We start from the raw sequence: 24,838 nt of genomic DNA, 5'->3' as shown, positions 1-24,838 counted from the left end.
ATGAGCCTGGCCAAGCCCGTTCATGTTGGACCCTTTCACGGCCAGTCAGTCGTCACACTGGCCAAAGACTTGCGCGCCGGAACCCTGACCTGCGTGCAAATGACACAAGCTGCCCTGGACAGCATCGAACGCCTGAACCCCACGCTGAACGCCTTCGTTCACGTCGATGGCGCCGTGGCGCTCGCCCAGGCGCACAAGGCCGACGCGTTGCTGGCGCAGGGCATCGACCTGGGCCCGCTGCATGGCATCCCGGTGGCGATCAAGGACAACATCGACACCTTCGACCACGTCACCACCTACGGCTCGGCGCATTTCGCCGGCTTCCGGCCGAGCCGTGACGCGTTGTGCGTACAACGCCTGCGCGAGGCGGGGGCGGTGATCCTGGGCAAAACCCTGACCCACGAATTCGCCTACGGCCCGACCGGCGATCGCTCGCTGCAAGGCGCGGCACGCAACCCGTGGGACGCCGCCTGCATCACCGGCGGCTCCAGCGCCGGCAGCGCGGCGGCGGTGGCCAGCGGCATGGTGCCCTTGGCGCTGGGCACCGACACCGGCGGGTCGATCCGCATTCCGGCGGCATTGTGCGGCGCGGTCGGCTTCAAGCCCTCGTTCGCCAGCGTCCCGCTGGACGGCGTTTTTCCGCTGTCCAGGAGCCTCGATCACGTGGGGCCCATCGCCAACCACGTCGAAGACGCGCGATTGTTGTATGAAGTGCTGACAGGGCGTCCATGCAAACAATCGCCCCCTGATCGACCGCTGCGGGTGGGCTGGATCACCACCGGCAGCTTCGGCCCGGTGGACCCCGAACTGGATCGACAAATCTACTTGGCGGCGTCGCGATTATTTGGCGATGCACTCCAGGAAACCGCTGAACTGCAACCCCTGGCCGCCGACATGAAACAAGCCTTGCTGGCGCTGCAACGCGCCGAAGCCTTCGACGTGCACGCCGAACGCATGCAACAGGCGCCAAAAAAATTCGACCAGGAAGTGCGCGAGCGCTTGGAGTTGTCAGCCGAAGTCCGAGGCTGGCAATACATCCGCGCCCAGGCAACACAGGCCAGGCTCAAGGCCACCATGGCCCACCTGTTCGAACACTATGATTTGCTGGTCTCGCCCAGCGTGCCCATCACCGCAACACCCATCGATGCCCGCGAAGTGCAGGTCGGCAACCAAACCCTCGACGTCCGCGCCGCCGTCCTCAGCTACACCAGCCCCTGGAACCTCACCGGCCTACCCGCCATCAGCCTGCCCGCAGGCCAGGTAAACGGAATGCCCGTCGGCCTGCAAATCATCGCCGCTGCCGGCGACGATGATCGACTGCTTCAAAGGGTGAGCCGGCGATTTCAGGCGGACTGAAACCGCGCGACCGGTTCCTCGGTGGCATTAAACAACCATATCCGTAGGACTTTTGGTCGCTCCAACCGCGAACTTTCCTGTTCTTTCCTCAAGCCGCAGATTTCGTGCTGCATTGGCTTAAGCTCCCGCCGCATTATTCCCCCAGCAGCTTGATCAAGGCTCGCTGGGGGCTCTGTTTGAGATCCGAAAACGGAGAGTCGACTGACGGTCGCAAGCGTTCCGGACGCGACCGAATGCAAGGGAGAAAACACTTTGAACGAAGGCTATTTCATCGGTAAAGGCGACAAGACCACCTGCGGCGGCGTGGTCATGGATGGAAACTCTCGAATCAATATGCACGGCCTGTTGCAGTCCTTTGAGGGTGATCGGGTCTCCTGTGGAGTGGATGGGCAGACCTACGGAATCGTCGGCGGCATTCCTTTTATGAGCGGTAACGGTCGGCGGATGGCCGGCACCCTGCACAGCGCCAGCAATTGCCCCTGCAAAGCCCAGCTGGTGCCCTCTTTAACCGCGGCAAGCTACCGAACAGAGGGCCGTGCAGCGCAACCACACAGCCGGGCCACCCAATCGGTCTCGCCCATTGCGGCTCGGCACACCGCAGCACCACCACAATCCACATTCGCAGCAGCCACCCGCTCGACCCCGGCAACATTCGGTGGCCCAGCAGGCCAGGAACCCGGCTTCTACATCGTGCCCAAAAGCACGACCCGTCAGGCGCTTGAGACCACGCTACTCCCCTCGCCCGACGCCGCCGTGATGAACAAATTCAGGACACTCAACCCGGGTCGTGAGGATGTCAAAGCGGGCTCGATGATCGTGCTCAGCGACCCGAACAACTTCCAGTGCACCCGTGAAGAAGCGTGGCTGATGGAAGCCGCCGCCAAGACACAGAACGCCCTCAAAACGCTGAGTGCCGATGAAGCGGACTTCATGGCTCGTCACTATGCAGAAATCTCCACGTTCCTGTCGCACGGCTCGACTGGTGTTGGCCTGGCCACTGCCTCGTTTGCCAGCCACCTGAAAAACGTCGAGTACCTACTCAAAGACATGGAAAGCCTGCACCACAGATCATTCCAAACCCACGGCCATCTGCGATCGCCGGAGTTCTTCGCCGAACGCCAGCGCCTGCTGAAGATGCTGGACAACAGCCTGAACGGCCTGACCAAAATCAGCACCGGTTTCCCGGACCACCCTAACCTTAAAAGCGCGCTGGGCATCTCCACCAAAAGCCTGGTTCACCAGTGGAGCAAGGCTGGGATAGCAGGACAGATACCAGGTTACGCAACGCATCTTGAGGGCGTGGCCAAGGCGTCCAGGTATGTCCAATACGGCGGGTGGATTGGTACGGCGATTGGGGGTGGGGCTTCGTATATGAAGGTTCAGGATGTTTGCACGGCGGGGGAAGCTGAGGCTTGTGAGCGGGTGAAGTTTACGGAGACTGGGAGTTTCGTGGGCGGCGTTGTAGGAGGCGTAGCAGTAGGTGGAATCCTTTCAGCAAGTAATTTAGGTGGCCTTTGCATTGCTCTAGGCGTTCCATCTGGCGGTACAGGAACAATAGCGTGCGGACTCCTAATTTCTGGTGTTGGAGCCTTTGCTGGGGGAGTGTTAGGTGATAAAGGTGGCGAGGGTTTCGGGGAGATGATCTATGAGTATGTCAAATGACCACCGCCCTTTCCGTCGCAAGCCTTTTGTGTGGCGTAGTACTTATCGGGATGTTTTTTTGGATCGTTTTTGCGCTGTATCTTTATCGTACCAAGATAGAATTTTTATTAACTCTTCTCAAAAATAACGCAGCGATCAGGGAACGTATGATTTTCAATTTCGGCATCTGGGGAAAAATCGCACTTATTGGGGCGGTCGCTGGAATTGTTACGTTCCCTAGACTTTTCGTAATTAGCGGAGGCATCAGCAGTGAAGAACTGACAAGTATACCCCTGCCTCTCAAGAAAAAATTAGCACTGCTTTCTTGGAGTTCCGTGATATTGGTTACGTCCTTGATTTGCGCTGTGTCAATCACTGAGGTCATTAAAATGTACGGGATTTAAAACACCCGAAAGCATCATCCATTCGATATGCGCGCAGGTAGCAGTAACCGCTTTTATAGTCCGACGCGCCCACTTAAGATACTCCACAACAGCCTGAACGGGCCTGACCAAAATCAGCACCGGCTTCCCGGACCACTCGAACCTCAAAAGTGCACTGGGCATCTCCACCAAAAGCCTGGTGCATCAATGGGCCAAGGCTGGGGTAGCAACATGCCTTTTTTGTGGGAGCGAGCCTGCTCGCGATGGTCTTCAACGATAACGCCAATACCCAGACACGCCACCGTCCCCATCCCAACCAAACCCACTCCACAACCCAGCGCCAGCCGCTACCCCTCAGCCTCTTCCTCAGCCGCCGCCCGCGTCGCCGCACGCCCCCGATCCCACTCCAACACCTTCACCGCATCATCCACCAACGCCTTACTCATCGACGCCAGATAATGCGCAGCCCAAGCGTGATAATCCGAATCCCGCGCATAAGCCGCATCCTTGCTCAGCGCCTTGGCCAGAAACAGAAAATCAGAAGCCATGCCCAACGCATCCACCAGCGGCACACCGCGAGTGACATGGAACAGCGGATCGTCAGAACCGGTGGAGTAAATGGCCGGGGTCAAACCGATGGTTTTGAGTTCGGGTTGCTCGGTCATTGGACACCTCCGCAGATGCAGGGGTGATGGGGGAGGGTGTTGCGCGATTGCGAATTACCCTGAAGGAACAGCCATTTTTTACACGGATTGATACTGCGCATTATCCAACTCCTTGATATCTGGAGCCGCCATCATTCGTTTCCACACGAATGGGTGACAGCTGTGCGCAGGGTGGAAAACCGGGAATCAAGGAAACCGGCACGCCCGAAGACGTCCCACGCACAGCCGCCATAACTCACGTTCACAGGCATAAAAAAAACGCCTGCAGACGTGATGGGGGCGCTGATGCGCCTTGAATTACTCGGGTTTCCACACCCGGTCGCTGAATTGGCAGCGACGTAAGGAGGTTATCGCCCGAAAGGCTTTCCCGCAACCGTCAGCATTACGGATGATAAATCAGCCCTTCGCCGGAAAAACTCAGAGGAATCAAGGCACAACAGCACTTCTGTAGACATGCGGGTGTATATCACGAAAACCATTGAAACAAACCTCTGTCAGGTGGCAACACTTTGCCTCTACCGGCAAACCACTGCACTTAAAACCCCAGCCAATCAGCGAAAACCCCGCAAAACAGCACTCCGATCAATTGGCCTGCCTTTTGCTCAACCGCTCATTACCCACAAAGGAGCGGCAACATGATCGGAAGCAACCTCCCCATGCTGGACTACGTCAAAGAGTTCAGAAAGTCACTGGAAAACGGAACAGTAAAGACCGCCCGATTCGAGCTAACCAACGCGACCCCGGAAGCACAGGCGAAGCTCGATCAACGGTTTATCCAGGACGAGATAGACCTAAAACAGCTGATAAAACACCACCAGGCCAACCCAAGCTGGGCAACGTTCGATGACCAGAACAACGCCGTCGAATTCCCCGATGTGCAGACCCTCAGCAAGAGCGATGCGTCACACATACTGAACGGCCTCAAACACCTGATGGAGATCGGGCGTCTGGATGGGAAAACCATCAATGCTACGAATGGCGGTCTGTCGACTAACAACGTAGCGGACTACCAAGACTGGTTGTTGGCTCGTATGGGGGTAGATGAAACGGCGTAAGCCCGGGGCAGAAGCCAACCATCAGAGTAAGCGGACGCTTTCGAACCTTCGGTTTCGATGTCAGTTCGCTTTACCTAAGCGCCCCGACTGGTTTTGGGTCAATTCAAACAGGAAAAGGTGTGACGGCATGACAGCAGATAAAGCCTGCCCTGTGGTTCTGCGATCCCGTGAAACTCTGGAAATCCTGGCGTTCGAGCACCCGTTAGCCGGCCTGCAACTGGTCAAAGGCAGCGTGGAACCGGGTGAGTCAACCGACATGGCTGCCGTGCGAGAACTCATGGAGGAAGCCGGGATTCAATCCGAGGTAGGGCAAGATTTGGGTGAATGGCATGCCATCGAAACGGGGCACACGTGGGCCTTTCATGAGTGTCATGTTGCCCACGACCTTCCCGACACCTGGGTGCATTTTGCAAACGATGATGGAGGCCATGAATTCAGGTTTTTTTGGCATCCACTGATGAGTGAGCCTTCTGAACGATGGCATCAGGTTTTCAAGGATGCTTTGGGCTTTCTCAGGATTACCCTTGTTTCTGATGGTTTTCAGCGAGGCAGAATGGGAAACAAGTAAAAATCGGGCACAAAAAAACCGACCCAACTGGCCGGTTTCTTCAGTCCGAAAGCCCGGTAGTGGCTTTCGTCTACTGCCATATGGTGCCCGAGGGAGACTCGCTTTCACTAGATAAATCAAGGTCTGTAGCTTGATTCCAGCTTCTGGGATACACGTCGGGATACACAATAAAGTTTGCTAGTTGAGGCTCAGTCTAAAAGACCCTCATTCAGATATCGAGAGTTTCCTGGGTAAGAGGCGCAGTGGATACTCCTCGGCTGGACCTAGCGGTCGCAATTCTGCTCTGGGGAATTAAGAACTGTGGCGATCGCTGCCTCAAGGTCGTCAATCGACCATGGCTTCTCCAAATATAACGTCGAGGGAGGAACGACCACTGGCTCTAAACCGTACCCAGATACCAAGATTGCGGGTACGTAGGACCACTGCTCGTGAACATCTCTAATGAAATCGGCCCCCGAAAGCCGACCGGGCAGACCGTAATCTGTGATTATGAGCGGACACTGCTTTTCCGTTCGTTGCAGGTAGTTGAAAGCGTCATCAGCACTGGCAAATGAAATAGACGGGACGCCGAACTCCTCAAGCACCGTGCTCATAAGCACGCGCAAGGTGGGATCATCCTCAATGACGATCACATCTCCCTGTAAGCTTGCCAGCTCTTTCTTATTCACTCGGTGGATCCTGATCCGGGGCAAGACGAATAGCTGTTTGCTCAGCGGAAATATTCTGCATCCTCCTCCACAGCGCTTGCCAGCCCTTTTTCCTCAACTTCGGCTTTCTGAACATTAATTCTAGACGAGCCTCTTCGATTGCCAGACGACGGTGGCCGATAGCGCTGTAGGATCGTGCGAGCACTATGCTGCCAGGGGACTGCATGTGCGAAGCACTGCTGAATGGGGTTGGCCCAGCCAAAAAAAACGCCGGGGACCCTGAGGATATTTGAAGGGTACGGGGTCGGAAACCCGCGGGATCGAGTTAGTGGGAGGTGTGGGAAGTTACTGAAATTTCAATCGTTGAAATTGAAGGATTTTGAAGAAAAGAGGGCATCGTTACCGTACTGGTAACGATGCCCTCAGATCGCCCAAACGGTAGGGCAAATGCACAGGTGAACTGGAGTTCACCAGGTTCACCTGTTCACTAAGCTGGGAGTCTTCCCGCTAACACGATTCCGCGGGTTTCCGACCCCGTGTGTGTCTCAATGCCTCAGGGGCCCCCCCAGTCCAGGCTCTCCATCGCTGAGGGAGCTATTTCCAACGGGGAGTGGGGTAGATGCCTGCCAAAAGCCGTGTAACGCGTGTTACAGGTGTAATGAAATCCGATATGTTATTGAAATATAAGGATAAAATACTAGTAACACCGGCGTCTGTTTTCTCGCAGGAGCGGTGTAACTTTCAGAATCGGTGTAACGCATTTGCCCAATACAGAGAAAGCGTATCTCAGGAGGTAATGGACGCTTGAGACTCAAGCGTGAACGGCAAGTGAACTCAAAGGTTGTGTTCAATATATGAATATGCGTATATTCGATTATCCATATGTTTGAGCGCAACACATGATTACTCCACCAGAAGTATTTAAGAGCTTGGCCGACGAGACTCGTGTCCGGGCCATTCTGCTCATCTCCGATCAGGGTGAACTTTGTGTCTGCGAATTAATGTGCGCACTTGACGACAGTCAACCAAAGATCAGCCGCCACCTCGCCCAACTGCGCGGCAGTGGTCTACTGCTCGATCGCCGTCAGGGTCAATGGGTTTACTACCGCCTCAATCCGGATCTGCCTGTGTGGATTCGCGAGATTCTGCAAGTGACGTCAAAGGCGAACGCCGATTGGCTCAAAGACAACTCTGCGCGCCTGCAAAGCATGGATGGACGACCTGTCCGAGATGCCGCCTGCTGCTGAATCCTGATCGAGTGAGGCCTCAATGTTCATTGCTGTTGCAGTTTTCGTCTTCACCCTAGTTTTAGTGATATGGCAACCCAAAGGGCTCGGTGTCGGTTGGAGCGCGACACTCGGTGCTCTGATTGCGCTGGCACTAGGTGCCGTTTCGCTTCAAGACATCCCCACAGTCTGGACCATCGTCTGGAACGCGACCGCCACCTTCATCGCGGTGATCGTTATTAGTTTGTTGCTGGATGAGGCAGGCTTTTTCGAGTGGGCTGCTCTGCATGTGGCGCGATGGGCGAAGGGGAGTGGTTATCGATTGTTCGCGTTTTGCGTGTTGTTGGGGGCGGCGGTGTCTGCGGTATTCGCCAATGACGGTGCGGCGTTGATCCTTACGCCTATCGTCATGTCGATGTTGCTCGCACTCCGGTTCTCACCGGCCGCAACGCTGGCGTTTGTCATGGCCGCCGGTTTCATTGCCGACACTGCGAGCCTGCCACTGGTGGTCTCTAACCTGGTCAACATAGTGTCCGCCGATTATTTCGAATTAGGCTTCGCCGAATACGCGTCTGTAATGGTGCCGGTGAGTCTGATCAGTGTCGCCTCTACCTTGTTGATGCTGTTTCTATACTTCCGCAAAGATGTACCGCCTAGCTACGCGCTGGAGGCTTTACAGGACCCAAAAGCTGCAATACGCGACCGCGCCACGTTCATCGTCGGTGGCTGGACGCTGTTGATTTTGCTTGTAGGATTGTTTGCCCTTGAACCGCTGGGCATTCCCGTTAGTGCAGTTGCGGCTGTGTGTGCGGCGACACTCTTCGCCGTTGCGGCCAGGGGCCACAAGATCTCGACTCGACGGGTGCTGCATGACGCTCCGTGGCAAGTCGTGGTGTTTTCTCTCGGCATGTATCTGGTGGTTTACGGTTTGAAGAATGCCGGCTTGACCGATTACCTCGCCCGCATACTTGGCGATCTGGCCGGGCAAGGTTTGTGGAGCGCCACTATTGGCACCGGCCTGATCGCTGCGCTGCTGTCGTCCGTGATGAATAACATGCCCAGCGTGCTGATCGGCGCGCTGTCGATTCAGGCCAGTGGAGCAGAAGGGCTCATCCGCGAAGCCATGATCTACGCCAACATCATCGGTTGCGACCTTGGCCCGAAGATCACTCCTATTGGTAGCCTCGCCACACTGCTCTGGCTGCATGTGTTGGAACGCAAAGGTGTGCGAATCACTTGGGGTTACTACTTCAAAGTGGGCGTCATGCTGACTTTTCCGGTTCTGTTGATCACCCTCTCGGCTCTGGCTCTGCGCCTAAGTCTCTGACGCCCGCTAAAAGCGGCAGGAGTAATCTATGCGTTTCCTGTTTATGTGCACCGCCAATAGCTGCCGGAGCGTGCTCTCCGAAGGCTTGTTCAACCACATGGCGCCGGATGGAATGAGCGCAATCAGTTCGGGAAGCTTCCCCAGTGGACGCCTTAATCCTCGGGCAGTCAGCACCTTGAAAAGTCTCGGCGTTGACACCTCGAAGCTGTATAGCAAAGGCTCTGATAGCTTCACTGAAAACCCGCCGGATATTGTGATTACTGTCTGTGACAAAGCAGGGGGCGAGCCTTGTCCAGTTTATTTCGGATCTGCAATCAAGAGCCATTGGGGCTTGTCTGACCCATCAGACGTAGAAGGCAGCGACGAGGAGATACAGGCGGCATTTAACGCTACGGTAGCTAGAATCCGTCAACGATTCGCCGCGTTGTTTGCTCTCGATATCGCGTCCCTCAGTCAGATCGAACTCAAGCAGAAACTGGATGAGATTGGAGAAATTTGATGAACGAGTACTCCAGCGAAAATCCGAATGACTTTCCAGGGCTTGACCTATCGCTGCTTGATATACCAACCCCCGCAAGACTTACAGAGAGGGACGCGTCTGGGCACAAACCGCGCATTCTTTTGCTGTATGGATCGACGCGGGAACGCTCGTTCAGCCGGTTGCTAACACAAGAGGCAGCGCGTCTCTTGGAGCTCATGGGCGCAGAAACGGCTATTTTCGATCCCTCCGGGTTGCCACTGCCAGATGATGCCCCTGTCGATCATCCGAAGGTGCGGGAACTGCGTGATATGGTGATGTGGTCAGAGGGGCAGGTTTGGTGCTCGCCTGAGCGTCACGGCTCGATGTCAGCAGTGTTCAAAGCACAGATCGACTGGATTCCACTTGCACTTGGCGCAGTCCGGCCTTCGCAAGGAAAAACTTTAGCATTGATGCAGGTCTGTGGTGGTTCGCAGTCATTTAACACAGTAAATCAGCTTCGCGTCCTTGGCCGCTGGATGCGCATGATCACGATACCTAATCAATCATCAGTGCCAAAGGCATTCCTTGAGTTCGACGAAGCGGGGCGGATGAAACCTTCTTCTTATTACGACCGTGTTGTAGATGTGATGGAAGAGTTGATGAAGTTCACCTTGTTGGTGCGCGGCAAAGAAAACTATCTGGTTGATCGTTATTCAGAACGCAAGGAGAGTGCCGAAGAGCTTTCCAAGCGCGTTAACCAGAAGTCTATTTAAGTGAGACGCTTCGCCATATAAGTTGCGGTGGCGGGACAGAGACTGCGGAACTCAAGAGTGTTTTGAATGGCGGTGGGCGCAGTAGCTCTATCACAAGCTTGAAAGCCATGGCGCTCAAAGAATAGAGCGGCGGTGGTTGTGAGGAGATGCAACGATTGCACCCCTTTACTCATGAGAAGCGTCTCCACTGATTTCAGCGCCTCTGAGCCGATGCCTCCGCCTCGGTTTAATGGCAAGACAAAAAAAGAACGCAACAGGCGATCCGCGGTGGAACCCTCTACGCCCGCATACCCCACCAACTGATCGCCTTGCTCAAGCTGAAAAAACTCACGGTCGGGTTCGTCGAGGTCTGCATGAGGCAGTCCTTCGATTCGTAGCCACTCCGTTAGCGAGTCCAGGTCATAGGGGGGGAAATATTCAGATGCTGGAATTTGCGCATGAAACATCACCTCGGGGCCACGAATGAATACAAGCTGCCAAGTCAGAATTGCCGTTCCATCGGATGCAGCCGCCATACAAGCGATCTATGCGCCATTTGTTGAGCGTACCGCAATTTCGTTTGAGCTCGACCCACCCAGTATTGAAGAAATGGCTCAGAGGATCTCATCGACACTGGCCACCTATCCGTACCTTGTCGCAGAGCAAAGCGGCGAAGTGGTCGGTTACGCTTACGCGAGCCAACATCGTGCACGCGAAGCGTATCGTTGGTCGGTCGATGTGACTGTGTATGTTTCGTCGCAAGCCCACCGTAAAGGGATCGGCCGAGGTTTATACAACCATCTCTTGTCAATCCTTCAGGACCAGGGCTTTCACGCCGCGTATGCCGGAATCGCTTTACCCAATGAGGGCAGTGTTGGTTTGCATGAGTCTATGGGTTTTACGCCCATAGGAATATATCCTGAAGTCGGATTCAAGTTCGGTAAATGGCACGATGTTGGCTATTGGCGCAAGTCACTCAATACAGCGATGCCGCCCCGGCCAATCGTAGAATTTAGTAGTAAGCGTCTACAGGAAGATGCAAAGTGAATTTAAACTCTTAGTTTAAATGCGCCGGGGTTTCTTGTTTTCTGTTGCTTGGTACGACTGGCTCCGTATGTCTTGCCCAGTTTTTGAAGTTGCCAATAAATACGTGCTGTTTTTTTGTTCTACTCTTTTTTTGCCATGCTCAATAGTTTCTTTAATTCTTCTAGGTCGAGCTTCTCAAGCAATCGATGTATAGGCATCTTCTCAGTATGTTTACCATCCAAAGTGATTGAGGCGTTGAATGAAATCGCTTCAATCGCTTTTGCGATTAGTTCTTTCTGAAGCGCATCTCCGTCAATTTGAAGCGCCTGTAGCTGCTTCTTGTAGCTTTCATAGGAGGATGCGAAAGCTTCTTTGTGGGCATATTCTTGCTGAAGTCGCTCATACTGGCTACGACGAGTCGCTGAAAATATTGCAATCCATATAATTGGAAGAATAATCGGAGCTCGCGTTAAAATCGTTCGCAGCATTTCCTCCCAAGTGCTTGTTTTCACAAACTCAATGTGAAATGGCGATAAGGTTATATTTTCCGATACGATTGTCAGCCCGCCCAGAAACAATGTCAGCATTGAGGCGTAGAACGCTATTGTGTAGCCAATGATAGGGATGTTGAATTTGTCTTTAAGCTTGTTATAGGCAGATGCAAGGCCCGCGCTGGTTGCTCCGGGCAGCAATGATTCAATGCTGACAAATAGTGCTTCTTGGCGTTCAGTCTGCAGGTCTTCGTGATCGCTAAGTTGCTGAAGCCTTAAGTCGAGTTCGCGCTTCAACCCGATTTCCTGGATTTCTTCGCCATCAACGGCTTGGCTGCCGAAGATTTGTTCATAAAAAGTCGCTATTTCTTCGTCTCTAGTTGTCGCCGAATTTAACATTTTATTCAGTGAGCGGTTTGTTTTTTCAGCCTCATCCGCATAGGATTTAATCTTTTGGGATGTTGATTCAGGGCCATCAAGTAGTGCTTTGTATAAAAGATCAATACTTTCCTGTTTTTCTTTTATTTCATTTACAAGTTCTTTGACGTATTTTTCTGCTGGGTTATTTCCGTTTATACCTTCAAATAAGTATTCATCGAAGTGTTTTGCTCGCTCCTCAATTTCCGCTATCTGCTGTTGCTGCTTGAGGGCGGCGATCATGGCGGTTTCAATGCTTTCCTGCGCCTTGGATGTTTGTGTTTGGAAGGACGTTACATACTGCGAGATCTGCTTGAAAAAAGCTCGCTGAGCTTTCCCGAAAGCTTCCATGGCCTGTTTTGGAATAACCATATAGGGCCGGACATACGTCAGGAGATTATCGGCGTGTTCGTTTGCCTGCTGAAGATGCCCTACGTTTCGGCTGTTAGCATATGCTCGCATTTGTTGCAGGCATGCCTCGGTTTGGCTGAAAGAATTTGCCCATACTGATTTCGGCGTAAGCTCAAGGTCAGCGTTGGAAATGATTGTATCCACGAATGCGAGCACCTTTTTCAGCCTCGCAAGCTCCTCAACCGTCGTCATAACTGTTTGATCATCGACGTCCAGGGTCTCGGCAGTGTCCATCAGTGATGCCCACATCGCCTTGAACGGATGCTGCTCAAACTCTTGGTTCCATCTTGTCATTTGGAATTCCTTTCTTCGTTGGATCCATATTACACACTGGCCAGAAGTAAGCGCTACATGGAGAACCGAACGTCGTTATCAAATGATTTGGGACTGGGAGTCTAAGTTGTATAAAGGGAGCCGCTTTCGTGGTGGAAAGTAAACGTACCGGCATGAGCGGAAAGTGGTGCGAGCTGAGGGGGAATGCCAATTTAATCAAAAGCCTGACTCTGAGAAGGGTGCGACTGAACCCTTCTCAGGTAAGGTAAATCACATCGTAAACCACGGTCTCGACGGACTATGTTCGTCGCTGGAGTTGACCTTCGATGTGCGCCATTTCTGCTTTAATCGCCTTAATGGTGAGCGTTTGTATCGGACTGGTTTTGCCCGTCCCTGCGCTGATGGTCTTCAGCAGGGCATTGAGGTGCGCCTTCCGAGTTTTGAGCGTGTCAGACCAACTGGCGCTGTTCTGTATCGGCTTTTTCATTGCGTTCGTCCTTAGGTTGTTCCAGGTTGCTCATGAATTCAGGTTGGTGCGGTGTCGGTATGCCGTCGAGCAGGATTAAGTCCCGCGCGCGGTATTGGCGGGAGCGAGCTGATAGCTCTTCCCATGTCCACCTCCCAAAGTTCTCGCCTTGCTCTGGAACCACCAGCTTCATGAGTCCAATCTGGTCGCGGCCAAGAAGGTTGTAGTTCGCCCACAGTTTTCCGCCCGCCTCAAACAACGCTTTAGCAGCCTCGTTCCACTTCTCTTCAAGCACTGTTTGCGAGAGCAACAGGGCGGTACGCTCCATCTCTTCATGCTTTGCCTGAGCCTCTGCGATGTATTTATCTACGGCGACCAGCTCCTGCTCCAGCGCGGCCATGATCAAGTGTTGCCGACGGTTATGTTCGGCGGCAGTTGTCAGGTTCTTTGCGGCCTTTTGTGCGTCGGCGTTCGCGGTTTTCTCGCCTTCGGTATCGCCCCATGCAACGGCCTGCGCGTACGCAGTGGCAGCGTCCGTTTCGGCCTGACGGGCTTTGGCCATATCCTCTTCCGCTTGTTGTTGAATCTGCTCCAGGCGGGTGCTGAGGCTCTGGCGCTTTTCGTTCAGCTCCTGCTCATCAGCCTTCCAGTTATCCATTGCCTCGATGTAAGACGTCATCAAGGATTCGCAATTGGCGAGGTTTTCACTGCGACTGATCCTCCGATCCAAAAGGTCAGCATTGAGATTGCGCGAATCGAAATTCCGTTTCAGCTCGTTGTACTTGTCGCGCAGTTCGCGCTCCTGAGTCGGCTCGATGGTTTCCTCACTTTCCAGCACCGCCTCAAGGGGCAGCAGTTCGGCGCGCAGTTGTTCTGCCTCGCTGCGCAGACGGTCGCGACGGTCTTTCAGGTCTTGAATCTCGTTCATGTGTTTAGTCTCTGTTCAATTCGATTGTGGGTTGGTTGATTGGCTGGCGAGGCCGGGATTTAGCCGGCGCTACCTCGATCAGCAGAGGTGCCATCAGGCAGCCCGAGCCTCGCTCTCATCCATTCCCGGAATCGTCTTCACGATGTAGCAACGTTGCGTGCCCAGACCGGGTAACCGGATCAGGCTCGACGCCTTACCATCCTTGCCCGGCTCCAGAACACCTCGCTGCAACAGTTCCTTGTTCACCGCGTTGATGTTCATGCCTCGGAAAATCTCCGAGCGCCATAATTCGGGGAGCACGTAGTAAGTGTTGGTGGTGTGCAGGGAATCCCCCAGACCGTGCTCCAACGTCTTACGAAAACCGAGTCGGTCGATAGTGCGCGGACCGTGTTCGTCGATCTTTGCCGCCGTCGATTCCCAACGCGTGAAGCGGCTTTCACCGAAGCGCTCGATGATCTGTCTAAGTCGCGCCACGATTGCATCGCCCTCGAAGTTACCGGCGCCGCCGCGCTCGTTCATCCATGCGTTGAGGCACACGCGAGCAGCGGTGGTGGCGGTTCCGTCAGGCCAGCCGGTGATTCCCATCGCGGTGGCCAGCTCGCCTGCTGCAGCGGCGAGACCGAAGCGAGCAGCGGCACGGTGCGCTTGTCCACTGGCCGATGCTGGTAACGACTGGGCAATAAAACCTTCCAGCGTGCGGCGAAGGATGGCGGACCATCCGTGGCGCTTGCCGGGTTCACATAGCGCCGTCAGGAAGGCAGTGAGTGGTGTGCCGTAGTACTTCGCTACGCGAGCCTTGAGCGCGTCGGACAGGGCTGCGGCATCTTCAAAACCGTTAAGCGTGTCGAACATGCCGAGGCCTTTGCTGGCATCGGCAGGAACGGCAAGCATGCGTACTTCCATACCCGCTTTCAGTTCCTTGTTGGCTTCGGCCATGTGCTGGGCCAAGGTCTTCTCGCCGGTGGAGAGAAACAACAAGCGCCACTCTTGTACCTGTCGGCCAGCTTGCCCTCGATCGTTGGCGCGTGCCTTGCCGGTGCCGTTGCCGAGCATGTACACCGTTTCGCCGATGATGCGCGGGTCACACATGCCGATTTCATCCAAGACCAGAAGGCCGTCCGAATGCGCGGCGGCGATGGATTCGAGAGCGTTGTCAGTGGAACGCCAGGAACGCACCAAGCGTGGTCCACCGTATATCGAGGCGGCAACTTGCAGGTGCGTGGTCTTGCCGCCGGAGCTGTCGCCATACAGATGAAAGCCGCCTGATTCATGGCCGAGCATGTGCAGCAGCGGCCCTGCGAAGGCCACTCCAACGACAAATGCCAAACGATGGTTACCGACGCAAAGCGCGCCAATCTGCTCCTGCCATTGCTCAAGCGTGCCCGCTTCGCTGATAGGCGGAAGTTGGGAACCGGCCTCGTAGAAGTGCAGGTGCTCGCTGTGCGCGCCTACCTGCTGCTCGGGCAGTAGAAAGGCGGTGTCATGCCAGCCCAAGCGGGTGACCAGTCGTGCCCGTTGCTTAATTTTACGGGGCGCGGAAAGCCGCTTTCAGCGCACTGCATAAGCTTGTAGATGGTGGGGCGAGCTAAGCCAATGATGGCCATGACCTCAGATATTCTGATCAGGGTCGTGGCTGGGTCGCGATGAGAAAGGGAGTTTGTTTCAGTAGCAATAGAGATAGTCATAGTCGTGCCTTTATGGTGAGAGACAGGCACAGACTAGGGGGCGAAAAAAAAGCAAACATGGTTTGCTTTTTGTGAACTTGAAAAATTATCGAGGAATAAATCCACCTTTCCTTAAGTGCTTCCTAACGGTCGGCGCAGATGCTTTGCCCTGCGCGACTATCGTTTTGACTAGCTCGGTTTCGGATATTTTTGGATTGCTGGATATTTGGCTTCTCGCGGCTGTACTAATTTCCTCGAAAAGTTTGTGGCTGTTTTCCTGCTTTATTGCGCCTGGATTTCTATTCGCCTTTCCAGCAGCTTGGGCTCTTGCTGAAGCTTTAGCCGCAAAGGCCTTATCCAAAGCACTTCTTAGAAAACTTGATGCCGCGAAATCGTTACGCAGACCATCGCTGAAATCAGCCTGTTGATAGAGAGAAGCTAGCATCAAGATCTTGGAGGCCTCGCCATTGAAAATGGCGAAGTCTTCCCGAGCAATGATTTCTGAGCTGCTATCTCGTCTTCGCGCTCGGTTTACGAGTGCAAGGTACTGCTGAGGATCAGTTTGTCTTAGCTGCTCTATCAGATCGACATCCAAGTCGTATAGAGATAGCTCTAAATCAAATAGCCAGTTTGCAAGGGCTTCGACCGCCTGAACTGCTTGTATGAGAGCGTAAGTCGCTACGAGCTGAGTGTCGCTTACCGGATGATCAATCCCGAGGAAGCGGCGGACGACTCTCGGTAGTGACGTGGTTTCGGAAAAACTGAAGTGCTCTTCAATTGTGGTGCGGAGATGAAACATTGCTTTTGTCACTGAATCAGCACAATCAGCATACCGACCATCCTCTAGCCAGAAGAAGGTTGCGTTATCGACACACGCAAAAGCGTCGCGAAAGCTCTCAGCAAAATGGCTATACAACGCTAGCTCGCGGACGGCTTGCTCGACCTCCTCAAGATCCCAAAGAAGACTGGTCACATCTGCTCCGGCGATTTCAAGTTCCAGATCTCTGGTGCCAAGTGTGTGTTCCATCAGAGCGCCCCTCGCCCCCACAAAGTATGACTGACCCTGCGAGCAATGCCCTGGTAAGAGGTTGCCGACAGGGAGCATGTGGCTCCGTGTCCGTTACACACCCCGCCGACGTAACACGCGGTTGATGGGGGCGTCAGATACGGTGTAACTCGATATAAGTTCAACGTTTTCAATGGGTTGATGTGGGGCGTTACACGCGTAACACCGGTTACACCGGTTTTAGGTGGGGTGCGTGTTTTTGCTCTCATACAACCTTTCCAAACTGTACCTGCGATACATTCCCTGCCTCTAATGCATCAAGATGATTCGCGTACCACTGCATCATTTTTACGCGTTGCTCAAGATATTGGGCTTTGTTGTACACGCCTGAGATTCCTTCTTCTTTGTGAGCAAGCTGTGCCTCAACATGTTCTTTCGGCCAACCATGTTCTCGAAGCAATGTGCTCGCTGTATGGCGAGTTCCATGCCCAACAAGGCGCCCCTTATAGCCAATGGTGGCGAAGACCTTGTTGATCGTGTTTTCACTGATGGTTGGATTTTTCGCTCCGACTCCGGGGAATAGCCAACGACTCCGTCCGGTTAAGCAGTGCAGCTCTTTAAGCGCAGCAACAGCTTGGTGAGGAAGGGGGCATACGAAATCCCGACGCATCTTCATCTTGGCGGCTGGTGTGGTCCAAATGGCTTTATCAAGGTCGAACTCCTTCCATTCAGCCAGGCGGACCATCCCCGGCCTTGATGCAGTCCATACACAAAGCCATGCAGCAGTGCGGGCCGTCAGCCTACTTGGAGTGTTTTTGAGTGCTTGGAGAAATTCAGCCAGCTCAGGCTCCAGCAGATGTGGGTGCTGTTGAGTCTTTGGGGCTTGGGCCGCAATATCGCGAAGGCGACTGCCAGGATCGTTTTCGGTAAGACCCAAGCCGATGGCCCGCCCGAATATCTGATTTATCCATGTGCGGCACTTCTCTGCCACGTTGTGTGCGTCTCGGGCTTCGATTGATGCTTGGAGTTCTGCGCAGTCGGTACGGGTTATTTCGTCTAGCGGCTTATCTCCCAGTGCCGGGAGTATGTCTTTGTCGAGGTAGGTGCGGATTTTGTTGAGAGTGGAGGGTGCGAGACCCTTTTCCTCTTTTGCCTTCAGCCAGGCATCAGCGGCAGCTCGAAAGGTACGAGTCTTGGCCGCGTCGATAGCAGCTTTCGCTGATCTCTTCTGTTCAAGTGGGTCGGCACCGCTACTAACTACTTTGCGTAGATCAGCGGCTTTGTCTCGTGCCAGCGCGCCACTTACTTCCGGGTAACCCCCGAGCCCCATCCAAGCCCAATTGCCCGCCGGACGTTTGTAGCGAAGTTGCCAAGACTTGCCTCCATCAGGTTTGACCCTGAAATAGAGGCCGTTTCCGTCCAGCTCTCGGTATTCCTTTGATTCCGGCTCCAATCCCGCGAGTGTCGTGTCAGCGAGAGGGCGGCGCTTGATGTCTGCGCGCTTCATCCTTGTATCCCAAAGTTCGGTATTTTTCTCAGGATACAAGCAGGGATACAGGGATACAACGGATAGGGGGAGACTGGCATAAACAGACAAGCACAAAAAAACCGGCCAAGTGGCCGGTTTCTCTGGGTCTGAAAGTCTGATAGAGACTTTCAGATACTGCTATATGGTGCCCCGAGGGAGACTCGAACTCCCACTCCTTTCGAAAACGGATTTTGAATCCGCCGCGTCTACCAATTCCGCCATCAGGGCTCAATGGCGGCGAAGTATAGAGAGGTGAATACCGCTGGTCAATCAGGTACATGGAGAATTTTCGATAATTCCGCTAGACTTCCCGGCCCTGCTAGACGAACCCCATCATGCGTGTTTCCGACTTTACTTTTGAGCTCCCCGATTCGCTGATTGCCCGCCACCCGTTGGCCGAGCGTCGCAACAGCCGGCTGCTGACCCTCGATGGGGTCAGCGGTGCCCTGGCACACCGTCAATTCACTGATTTGCTCGAGCATTTGCGCCCGGGCGATTTGATGGTGTTCAACAATACCCGGGTGATTCCGGCGCGGCTGTTTGGCCAGAAGGCGTCTGGCGGCAAGCTGGAGATTCTGGTGGAGCGGGTGCTCGACACCCACCGCGTGCTGGCCCATGTGCGCTCCAGCAAGTCGCCCAAGCCGGGGTCGACGATTCTCATCGACGGCGGTGGCGAAGCGCAGATGGTGGCGCGCCATGATGCGTTGTTCGAGCTGGCATTTGCCGAAGACGTGTTGCCGCTGCTTGATCGCGTGGGGCACATGCCGTTGCCTCCTTATATAGACCGCCCGGATGAAGGCGCCGACCGCGAGCGTTATCAGACGGTGTACGCCGAGCGCCTGGGCGCGGTGGCGGCGCCGACGGCGGGGCTGCATTTTGATCAGCCGCTGCTGGAGGCGATTGCCGCCAAGGGCGTCGAGACGGCGTTCGTGACCTTGCACGTGGGGGCAGGGACCTTTCAGCCGGTGCGGGTCGAGAAACTCGAAGACCATCACATGCACACCGAATGGCTGGAAGTCGGCCAGGACGTGGTGGATGCCGTGGCGGCCTGCCGCGCTCGCGGTGGGCGAGTGGTGGCGGTGGGGACCACCAGCGTGCGTTCCCTGGAAAGCGCCGCGCGCGATGGCGTGCTCAAGCCGTTCAGTGGCGACACCGACATCTTTATCTTCCCGGGCCGGCCGTTTCATGTGGTCGATGCCCTGGTGACCAATTTCCATTTGCCCGAATCCACGCTGTTGATGCTGGTTTCGGCGTTCGCCGGTTATCCCGAAGCCATGGCCGCCTACAAGGCCGCCGTTGAGCATCAATACCGCTTTTTCAGCTACGGTGATGCGATGTTTATCACCCGTAACCCCGCACCACGTGGCCCCGAGGACAAAGAATGAGTCGCCAATGTCGTATGTCGTTTGAGTTGCTGGCCACCGACGGCAAGGCTCGTCGGGGTCGCCTGACCTTCCCCCGTGGCACCGTCGAGACCCCGGCCTTCATGCCGGTGGGCACCTACGGCACGGTCAAGGGCATGCTGCCGCGTGATATCGAGGCCACTGGCGCCGAGATCATCCTGGGCAACACCTTCCACCTGTGGCTGCGCCCGGGCACTGAGGTGATCAAGAAGCACGGCGACCTGCACGATTTCATGCAGTGGAAAGGCCCGATCCTGACCGACTCCGGCGGTTTCCAGGTGTTCAGCCTGGGCGCCATGCGCAAGATCAAGGAGGAGGGCGTGACCTTCGCCTCCCCGGTCGACGGCGCCAAGGTGTTCATGGGCCCGGAAGAGTCGATGCAGGTCCAGCGCGACCTGGGCTCCGACATCGTCATGATTTTTGACGAATGCACGCCGTACCCGGCCGACGAAGACGTCGCGCGTGTCTCCATGGAGCTGTCGCTGCGTTGGGCCCAGCGCTCCAAGAACGCCCATGGCGACAACACCGCCGCGCTGTTCGGCATCGTGCAGGGCGGCATGCACCAGGACCTGCGCATGCGCTCGCTCGAAGGCCTGGACAAGATCGGCTTCGATGGCCTGGCCATTGGCGGTCTGTCGGTGGGCGAACCCAAGCATGAAATGATCAAGGTGCTGGATTATCTGCCGGGCCAGATGCCCGCTGACAAACCTCGTTACCTTATGGGCGTTGGCAAACCGGAAGATCTGGTTGAGGGTGTGCGCCGCGGTGTGGACATGTTCGATTGCGTGATGCCAACCCGTAATGCCCGCAATGGGCATCTGTTCATTGATACTGGCGTGCTGAAGATCCGTAACGCGTTCCATCGCCATGATGATTCGCCGCTCGATCCGACCTGCGATTGCTATACCTGCCAGAACTTCTCCCGCGCTTATCTGCATCATCTGGACAAGTGCGGCGAAATGCTGGGGAGCATGCTCAATACCATCCATAACTTGCGCCATTATCAAGTGCTTATGGCTGGTTTGCGCGAGGCTATTCAACAGGGTACATTGGCCGCCTTTGTCGATGCCTTCTACGCCAAACGCGGGCTACCTGTTCCGCCTTTGGACTGAGTTTTCTGACCCCAAGATTCAACATTTGCAACTGGAGTGCTAAATGAGCTTTTTTATCTCGAATGCCATGGCTGACGCTGCTGCACCGGCTGCTGCCGGCCCAATGGGTGGCGGTTTTGAGTGGATTTTCCTGGTCGGCTTCCTGGTCATCTTCTACCTGATGATCTGGCGTCCACAGGCCAAGCGCGCCAAAGAGCAGAAGAACCTGCTGAGCAGCCTGCAAAAGGGTGACGAAGTCGTGACCACTGGCGGCATCGCCGGCAAGATCACCAAAGTGGCCGACGATTTCGTGGTTCTGGAAGTTTCCGACACCGTGGAAATGAAGTTCCAGAAAGGCGCCATCGCCGCCACCCTGCCCAAGGGCACGCTGAAAGCGATCTAAGTTTCAACTTCTACTCAATCGACGGGGCGCGCAAGGCGCCCCGCGTTCTAAACGGGCGGCGTGATGCTGAACAAATACCCTCTGTGGAAATACATTCTGATCCTGGCGGTGCTAGCGATCGGTCTGATTTATTCCGCTCCCAATCTTTATCCTGATGACCCGGCCATTCAGATCAGTGGTGCCAGCACGGCGTTGCAGGTCAATCAGGCTGACCTGGACCGCGTGAGCACGGCGCTCAAGGAATCCGGGATGGCGGTCAAGGCGACTTCGCTGACAGCCGGTGGCAAGGGCGGCTTGATTCGCCTGGTCAAGGCTGAAGACCAGTTGCCTGCCAAGGATGTCGTACGCAAGGCGCTGGGCGATGACTACGTCGTGGCCCTGAACCTGGCACAAACCACCCCGCAATGGCTGCGCAGCCTTGGCGCGCACCCGATGAAGCTGGGTCTGGACTTGTCCGGTGGTGTGCACTTCCTGCTGGAAGTGGACATGGAGAAAGCCCTCGATGCCCGCCTGAAAGTCTACGAAGGCGACGTCAAGAGCCTGTTGCGCAAAGAGAAACTGCGTTATCGCAGCCTGCCGCAACTCAACGGTGCCATTCAGCTGGGTTTTGCTGACGAAGCTTCCCGCGAACAGGCCCGTGCACTGATCCGCAAGAGCTTTACCGATTTTGACATCGTGCCGGCCGACCTCAATGGTCAGGCGGTACTGCGTCTGGCGATGACCCCGGCCAAGCTGGCGGAAATCCGCGAATACTCCATCAAGCAGAACTTGACCACGGTACGTAACCGCGTCAACGAGCTGGGTGTTGCCGAACCGATCGTCCAGCGCCAGGGCGCCAACCGCATCGTGGTTGAGCTGCCGGGCGTGCAGGACACCGCAGAAGCCAAGCGTATCCTCGGCAAGACGGCCAACCTGGAGTTCCGTCTGGCCGCTGAGCCGGGTGCTTCCAAGGCCACTTCCGAAACCTTCGAGTTCCGAGAAGGCAAGCGTCCGCCAGCCCAGATCGAGCGTGGCCTGATCATCACCGGTGACCAGGTGACTGACGCCAAGGCCGGCTTTGGCGAGCACGGCACGCCAGAAGTGAACATCCGTCTGGATGGCCACGGTGGTGAGCTGATGAGCCGCGCAACCCGCTCCAACGTCGGCCGCAGCATGGCGGTGATCTTCATCGAGCAGCGCCCTGTCACCACTTACACCAAGCAAGTGGTCGATGGCGTCGAGAAAGACGTGGCGGTGCAGACCTTCAAGGAAGAGAAGAAGATCATCAGCCTGGCGACCATTCAATCGCCACTGGGTGCTCAGTTCCGTATCACCGGCCTGAACGGCCAGGGCGAATCGTCCGAGCTGGCACTGCTGCTGCGTGCCGGTGGTCTGGCGGCGCCGATGTACTTCGCTGAAGAGCGCACCATTGGCCCAAGCCTGGGTGCCGACAACATCACCAAGGGTATCGACGCGTCCCTGTGGGGCATGCTGTTCGTGTCGCTGTTCATCATCGCCATCTACCGCTTCTTCGGCATCATCGCCACGGTCGCGCTGGGCGTGAACATGGTGTTGCTGCTGGCGCTGATGTCGTTGCTGGGCGCAACGCTGACCCTGCCGGGTATCGCCGGTATCGTGTTGACCATGGGTATGGCGGTCGACGCCAACGTTCTGATCTTCTCGCGGATTCGTGAAGAGATCGCGGCGGGCATGACCGTTCAGCGGGCGATCAACGAAGGTTTCAGCCGGGCATTCACGGCGATTCTCGACGCCAACCTGACCACCTTGCTGGTGGGCGGTATCCTGTTCGCCATGGGCACCGGTCCGGTCAAGGGCTTTGCGGTTACCATGTCCCTCGGGGTTTTGACTTCGATGTTCACGGCCATCATGGTCACTCGCGCGATGGTCAACTTGATCTTCGGCGGTCGTGACTTCAAGAAGTTGTGGATTTAAGGGGCTGCCATGTTACGTACAATCAACTTCATGGGCGTCCGCAACGTTGCGTTCGGCGTCACAGTGTTCCTCACCCTGCTGGCGTTGTTCAGTTGCTGGCACAAGGGCATGAACTGGGGTCTGGACTTCACCGGCGGTACGCTCATCGAGCTGACCTACGAGCGTCCGGCTGACGTTACCAAGGTGCGTGAGCAGTTGGTTTCGTCGGGCTACCACGAAGCCATCGTGCAGAACTTCGGTGCGACCACCGACCTGTTGGTGCGCATGCCGGGTGAAGACCCGCAACTGGGCCATCAGGTGGCGGAAGCGCTGCAGAAGGTCGGCGGCGATAACCCGGCGACCGTCAAGCGCGTCGAGTTCGTGGGCCCGCAGGTGGGTGAAGAGCTGCGCGACCAGGGCGGCCTCGGCATGCTGATGGCGCTGGGCGGCATCCTGATCTACCTGGCGTTCCGCTTTCAGTGGAAATTCGCGGTCGGTGCCATCGTGTCGCTGATCCACGACGTGATCGTGACCATCGGTATCCTGTCGTTCTTCCAGATCACCTTCGACCTGACGGTGCTGGCGGCGGTACTGGCGATCATCGGTTACTCGCTCAACGACACCATCGTCGTATTCGACCGGGTTCGTGAGAACTTCCGTGTACTGCGCAAGGCCAGCCTGATCGAGAACATCAACATCTCGACCACGCAGACCCTGCTGCGCACCATTGCGACCTCGGTGTCGACCTTGCTGGCCATCGCTGCGCTGTTGTTCTTCGGCGGTGACAACCTGTACGGCTTCTCCCTGGCGCTGCTGGTGGGTGTATTGGCGGGTACTTACTCGTCGATCTATATCGCCAACGTGGTGCTGATCTGGCTGAATCTGAGCTCCGAAGACTTGATCCCGGCGGTGAACACCGAGAAGGAAGTCGACGACCGTCCTTGAGTGGCTTTGCAGACCAAGGCTGACCTCAGCGGTGTGATCAAAAAAAGGCGCGAGTTGAACTCGCGCCTTTTTTTATGCTCCAAGGCTGGGAGAAGCGCGGGCGCGTCCCGCATGTGATGGTCAGGAGGTTCATGTGAACAAGTCGTTACTGGTTGGTGCGGTATTGGGTGCTGTCGGTGTGACTGCCGGGGGTGCTGTTGCCACCTACAGCCTGGTTAAAAGCGGCCCTGAGTATGCGCAAGTGCTGGCCGTCGACCCGGTCAAGACCCAGATCAAAACCCCACGTGAGGTCTGCAAGGACGTCACCGTCACCCGGCAAGCGCCGGTGAAAGATCAACACCAGATCGCCGGTACGGTGGTGGGTGCGCTAGCTGGTGGCCTGCTGGGCAACCAGATCGGCGGCGGCACCGGCAAAAAGATTGCCACCGTGGCCGGCGCAGTCGGCGGCGGCTATGCCGGCAACAAGGTGCAGGAAGGCATGCAGGAGCGTGACACCTACACCACCACTCAGACTCGCTGTAACACTGTGAATGACATCAGCGACAAGGTTGTGGGTTATGACGTGCGTTACTCGCTGGACGGCAAGGAAGGCAAAGTGCGCATGGATCGTGACCCTGGGAACCAGATCCCTGTGGACAAGGAAGGCAAGCTGATCCTGTCGCAGGCGCAGCCTGGGCAGTAAGGCTCAGAGTTGGATCGAAGGGGGGCACTCCATTGGGGTGTCCCCCTTTTTTTGTGCCTGGAATTTCATTCTGAATCCACCGCAAATCCCCTGTAGGAGCGAGCTTGCTCGCG

General features: G+C 55.7%; 23 protein-coding genes, 1 tRNA gene and 2 pseudogenes. 16 read left to right on the top strand and 10 right to left on the bottom strand.

The genetic code is table 11. From position 1 onward, the window contains the following. The 3 genes from AB4N64_RS20205 (at window position 1) to AB4N64_RS20195 (ending at window position 3,401) form a co-directional block, all read left to right on the top strand. A complete protein-coding gene (locus AB4N64_RS20205) occupies window positions 1-1,356 on the top strand; it encodes an amidase (RefSeq protein ID WP_460117797.1) in 1,356 nt (451 codons plus the stop codon). Window positions 1,357-1,608: 252 nt separating this feature from the next. Next, window positions 1,609-3,018 carry a PAAR domain-containing protein gene (locus AB4N64_RS20200; protein WP_460117795.1) on the top strand — a complete coding sequence of 470 codons (1,410 nt, stop codon included), beginning with the start codon at window positions 1,609-1,611 and terminating at the stop codon, window positions 3,016-3,018. After that, the gene (locus AB4N64_RS20195; RefSeq protein ID WP_460117794.1) at window positions 3,015-3,401 is read left to right on the top strand and encodes a hypothetical protein; all 387 of its coding nucleotides are present in this window, start codon (window positions 3,015-3,017) and stop codon (window positions 3,399-3,401) included. Before AB4N64_RS20200 ends, AB4N64_RS20195 begins: the two co-directional genes overlap by 4 nt. A gap of 326 nt (window positions 3,402-3,727) precedes the next feature. Here the strand turns inward: AB4N64_RS20195 and AB4N64_RS20190 are convergent, their stop codons facing one another. Further along, window positions 3,728-4,045 carry a DUF3077 domain-containing protein gene (locus tag AB4N64_RS20190; RefSeq protein ID WP_460117792.1) on the bottom strand — a complete coding sequence of 106 codons (318 nt, stop codon included), beginning with the start codon at window positions 4,043-4,045 and terminating at the stop codon, window positions 3,728-3,730. 635 nt (window positions 4,046-4,680) lie between these two features. Between AB4N64_RS20190 and AB4N64_RS20185 the strand changes: the two genes are divergently transcribed. After that, window positions 4,681-5,100: a hypothetical protein gene (locus tag AB4N64_RS20185; protein ID WP_460117790.1), complete on the top strand. Its 420-nt coding sequence runs from the start codon at window positions 4,681-4,683 to the stop codon at window positions 5,098-5,100. A gap of 127 nt (window positions 5,101-5,227) precedes the next feature. Beyond that, window positions 5,228-5,668, top strand: a complete 441-nt coding sequence (locus AB4N64_RS20180) for an NUDIX hydrolase (protein WP_460117788.1) — start codon at window positions 5,228-5,230, stop codon at window positions 5,666-5,668. A 263-nt stretch (window positions 5,669-5,931) separates the two neighbouring features. Here the strand turns inward: AB4N64_RS20180 and AB4N64_RS20175 are convergent, their stop codons facing one another. Beyond that, a complete protein-coding gene (locus AB4N64_RS20175; protein WP_460117786.1) occupies window positions 5,932-6,336 on the bottom strand; it encodes a response regulator in 405 nt (134 codons plus the stop codon). 878 nt (window positions 6,337-7,214) lie between these two features. Between AB4N64_RS20175 and AB4N64_RS20170 the strand changes: the two genes are divergently transcribed. From AB4N64_RS20170 to arsH, 4 genes are read left to right on the top strand one after another with little or no spacing between them, the layout of a single operon-like run. Continuing rightward, window positions 7,215-7,562 carry a metalloregulator ArsR/SmtB family transcription factor gene (locus tag AB4N64_RS20170; protein WP_460117784.1) on the top strand — a complete coding sequence of 116 codons (348 nt, stop codon included), beginning with the start codon at window positions 7,215-7,217 and terminating at the stop codon, window positions 7,560-7,562. Between the two features lie 22 nt (window positions 7,563-7,584). Continuing rightward, window positions 7,585-8,868 carry an arsenic transporter gene (locus tag AB4N64_RS20165; protein WP_460117782.1) on the top strand — a complete coding sequence of 428 codons (1,284 nt, stop codon included), beginning with the start codon at window positions 7,585-7,587 and terminating at the stop codon, window positions 8,866-8,868. 28 nt (window positions 8,869-8,896) lie between these two features. Next, on the top strand, window positions 8,897-9,367 hold the full coding sequence (locus tag AB4N64_RS20160; protein ID WP_460117780.1) for an arsenate reductase ArsC: 471 nt from the start codon (window positions 8,897-8,899) through the stop codon (window positions 9,365-9,367). Next, window positions 9,367-10,101, top strand: a complete 735-nt coding sequence (gene arsH, locus AB4N64_RS20155) for an arsenical resistance protein ArsH (RefSeq protein WP_460117779.1) — start codon at window positions 9,367-9,369, stop codon at window positions 10,099-10,101. The genes AB4N64_RS20160 and arsH overlap by 1 nt, the downstream gene beginning before the upstream one ends. On the opposite strand, the gene arsN2 is transcribed toward arsH, so the two are convergent. Then, on the bottom strand, window positions 10,098-10,547 hold the full coding sequence (gene arsN2 / locus AB4N64_RS20150) for an arsenic resistance N-acetyltransferase ArsN2 (protein WP_460117777.1): 450 nt from the start codon (window positions 10,545-10,547) through the stop codon (window positions 10,098-10,100). The genes arsH and arsN2 overlap by 4 nt on opposite strands. Before the next feature lie 16 nt (window positions 10,548-10,563). Here arsN2 and AB4N64_RS20145 point away from each other — a divergent pair, with 16 nt between their 5' ends. Beyond that, window positions 10,564-11,127, top strand: a complete 564-nt coding sequence (locus AB4N64_RS20145) for an arsinothricin resistance N-acetyltransferase ArsN1 family B (protein ID WP_460117775.1) — start codon at window positions 10,564-10,566, stop codon at window positions 11,125-11,127. Between the two features lie 119 nt (window positions 11,128-11,246). Here the strand turns inward: AB4N64_RS20145 and AB4N64_RS20140 are convergent, their stop codons facing one another. The 7 genes and pseudogenes from AB4N64_RS20140 to AB4N64_RS20110 form a co-directional block, all read right to left on the bottom strand. Next, window positions 11,247-12,719, bottom strand: coding sequence for a hypothetical protein (locus AB4N64_RS20140; RefSeq protein ID WP_460117773.1), 1,473 nt, complete (start codon window positions 12,717-12,719; stop codon window positions 11,247-11,249). 428 nt (window positions 12,720-13,147) lie between these two features. Beyond that, a complete protein-coding gene (locus tag AB4N64_RS20135; RefSeq protein WP_460117771.1) occupies window positions 13,148-14,092 on the bottom strand; it encodes a chromosome segregation protein SMC in 945 nt (314 codons plus the stop codon). Between the two features lie 93 nt (window positions 14,093-14,185). Further along, a pseudogene (locus AB4N64_RS20130) lies at window positions 14,186-15,610 on the bottom strand (DUF927 domain-containing protein); the annotation flags it as partial. Beyond that, window positions 15,607-15,777 (bottom strand): annotated as a pseudogene (locus AB4N64_RS20125) (helix-turn-helix transcriptional regulator); the annotation flags it as partial. The pseudogenes AB4N64_RS20125 and AB4N64_RS20130, both read right to left, overlap by 4 nt. Before the next feature lie 85 nt (window positions 15,778-15,862). Beyond that, window positions 15,863-16,783: a hypothetical protein gene (locus AB4N64_RS20120; protein ID WP_460117769.1), complete on the bottom strand. Its 921-nt coding sequence runs from the start codon at window positions 16,781-16,783 to the stop codon at window positions 15,863-15,865. Between the two features lie 244 nt (window positions 16,784-17,027). Further along, the gene (locus AB4N64_RS20115; RefSeq protein WP_064392086.1) at window positions 17,028-18,269 is read right to left on the bottom strand and encodes a tyrosine-type recombinase/integrase; all 1,242 of its coding nucleotides are present in this window, start codon (window positions 18,267-18,269) and stop codon (window positions 17,028-17,030) included. A 164-nt stretch (window positions 18,270-18,433) separates the two neighbouring features. Next, window positions 18,434-18,518 (bottom strand) — tRNA-Leu (locus AB4N64_RS20110). A gap of 107 nt (window positions 18,519-18,625) precedes the next feature. Here AB4N64_RS20110 and queA point away from each other — a divergent pair. The 6 genes from queA (at window position 18,626) to AB4N64_RS20080 (ending at window position 24,725) form a co-directional block, all read left to right on the top strand. After that, window positions 18,626-19,675 carry a tRNA preQ1(34) S-adenosylmethionine ribosyltransferase-isomerase QueA gene (gene queA / locus AB4N64_RS20105; protein ID WP_460117767.1) on the top strand — a complete coding sequence of 350 codons (1,050 nt, stop codon included), beginning with the start codon at window positions 18,626-18,628 and terminating at the stop codon, window positions 19,673-19,675. Between the two features lie 14 nt (window positions 19,676-19,689). Then, window positions 19,690-20,805 (top strand): tRNA guanosine(34) transglycosylase Tgt, encoded by a 1,116-nt coding sequence (gene tgt, locus AB4N64_RS20100; protein WP_162130405.1) that lies wholly within the window; start codon window positions 19,690-19,692, stop codon window positions 20,803-20,805. A 43-nt stretch (window positions 20,806-20,848) separates the two neighbouring features. Then, a complete protein-coding gene (gene yajC / locus AB4N64_RS20095; RefSeq protein WP_007916913.1) occupies window positions 20,849-21,187 on the top strand; it encodes a preprotein translocase subunit YajC in 339 nt (112 codons plus the stop codon). 63 nt (window positions 21,188-21,250) lie between these two features. Beyond that, window positions 21,251-23,119 (top strand): protein translocase subunit SecD, encoded by a 1,869-nt coding sequence (gene secD / locus AB4N64_RS20090; protein ID WP_460117765.1) that lies wholly within the window; start codon window positions 21,251-21,253, stop codon window positions 23,117-23,119. Window positions 23,120-23,128: 9 nt separating this feature from the next. Then, entirely contained in the window at window positions 23,129-24,043 is a 915-nt protein-coding gene (gene secF, locus AB4N64_RS20085; RefSeq protein WP_460117763.1) for a protein translocase subunit SecF, read from the top strand. Window positions 24,044-24,176: 133 nt separating this feature from the next. After that, the gene (locus tag AB4N64_RS20080; protein ID WP_371049206.1) at window positions 24,177-24,725 is read left to right on the top strand and encodes a glycine zipper 2TM domain-containing protein; all 549 of its coding nucleotides are present in this window, start codon (window positions 24,177-24,179) and stop codon (window positions 24,723-24,725) included. Window positions 24,726-24,838: the final 113 nt, after the last annotated feature.

This window comes from Pseudomonas sp. S2_C03 (assembly GCF_054668405.1).
Note: the sequence above shows the minus strand (reverse complement) of the source record. Positions and strands in the feature narration are given on the sequence as shown.

Excerpts from the sequence above, each read along its gene's own strand:
- AB4N64_RS20205 (WP_460117797.1), top strand. The coding sequence starts at position 1 with ATGAGCCTGGCCAAGCCCGTTCATGTTGGACCCTTTCACGGCCAGTCA.
- AB4N64_RS20195 (WP_460117794.1), top strand. The coding sequence starts at position 3,015 with ATGACCACCGCCCTTTCCGTCGCAAGCCTTTTGTGTGGCGTAGTACTT.
- AB4N64_RS20190 (WP_460117792.1), bottom strand. The coding sequence starts at position 4,045 with ATGACCGAGCAACCCGAACTCAAAACCATCGGTTTGACCCCGGCCATT.
- AB4N64_RS20185 (WP_460117790.1), top strand. The coding sequence starts at position 4,681 with ATGATCGGAAGCAACCTCCCCATGCTGGACTACGTCAAAGAGTTCAGA.
- AB4N64_RS20180 (WP_460117788.1), top strand. The coding sequence starts at position 5,228 with ATGACAGCAGATAAAGCCTGCCCTGTGGTTCTGCGATCCCGTGAAACT.
- AB4N64_RS20170 (WP_460117784.1), top strand. The coding sequence starts at position 7,215 with ATGATTACTCCACCAGAAGTATTTAAGAGCTTGGCCGACGAGACTCGT.
- AB4N64_RS20165 (WP_460117782.1), top strand. The coding sequence starts at position 7,585 with ATGTTCATTGCTGTTGCAGTTTTCGTCTTCACCCTAGTTTTAGTGATA.
- AB4N64_RS20160 (WP_460117780.1), top strand. The coding sequence starts at position 8,897 with ATGCGTTTCCTGTTTATGTGCACCGCCAATAGCTGCCGGAGCGTGCTC.
- arsH (WP_460117779.1), top strand. The coding sequence starts at position 9,367 with ATGAACGAGTACTCCAGCGAAAATCCGAATGACTTTCCAGGGCTTGAC.
- arsN2 (WP_460117777.1), bottom strand. The coding sequence starts at position 10,547 with ATGTTTCATGCGCAAATTCCAGCATCTGAATATTTCCCCCCCTATGAC.
- AB4N64_RS20145 (WP_460117775.1), top strand. The coding sequence starts at position 10,564 with ATGAATACAAGCTGCCAAGTCAGAATTGCCGTTCCATCGGATGCAGCC.
- AB4N64_RS20140 (WP_460117773.1), bottom strand. The coding sequence starts at position 12,719 with ATGACAAGATGGAACCAAGAGTTTGAGCAGCATCCGTTCAAGGCGATG.
- AB4N64_RS20135 (WP_460117771.1), bottom strand. The coding sequence starts at position 14,092 with ATGAACGAGATTCAAGACCTGAAAGACCGTCGCGACCGTCTGCGCAGC.
- AB4N64_RS20120 (WP_460117769.1), bottom strand. The coding sequence starts at position 16,783 with ATGGAACACACACTTGGCACCAGAGATCTGGAACTTGAAATCGCCGGA.
- AB4N64_RS20115 (WP_064392086.1), bottom strand. The coding sequence starts at position 18,269 with ATGAAGCGCGCAGACATCAAGCGCCGCCCTCTCGCTGACACGACACTC.
- queA (WP_460117767.1), top strand. The coding sequence starts at position 18,626 with ATGCGTGTTTCCGACTTTACTTTTGAGCTCCCCGATTCGCTGATTGCC.
- tgt (WP_162130405.1), top strand. The coding sequence starts at position 19,690 with ATGTCGTTTGAGTTGCTGGCCACCGACGGCAAGGCTCGTCGGGGTCGC.
- yajC (WP_007916913.1), top strand. The coding sequence starts at position 20,849 with ATGAGCTTTTTTATCTCGAATGCCATGGCTGACGCTGCTGCACCGGCT.
- secD (WP_460117765.1), top strand. The coding sequence starts at position 21,251 with ATGCTGAACAAATACCCTCTGTGGAAATACATTCTGATCCTGGCGGTG.
- secF (WP_460117763.1), top strand. The coding sequence starts at position 23,129 with ATGTTACGTACAATCAACTTCATGGGCGTCCGCAACGTTGCGTTCGGC.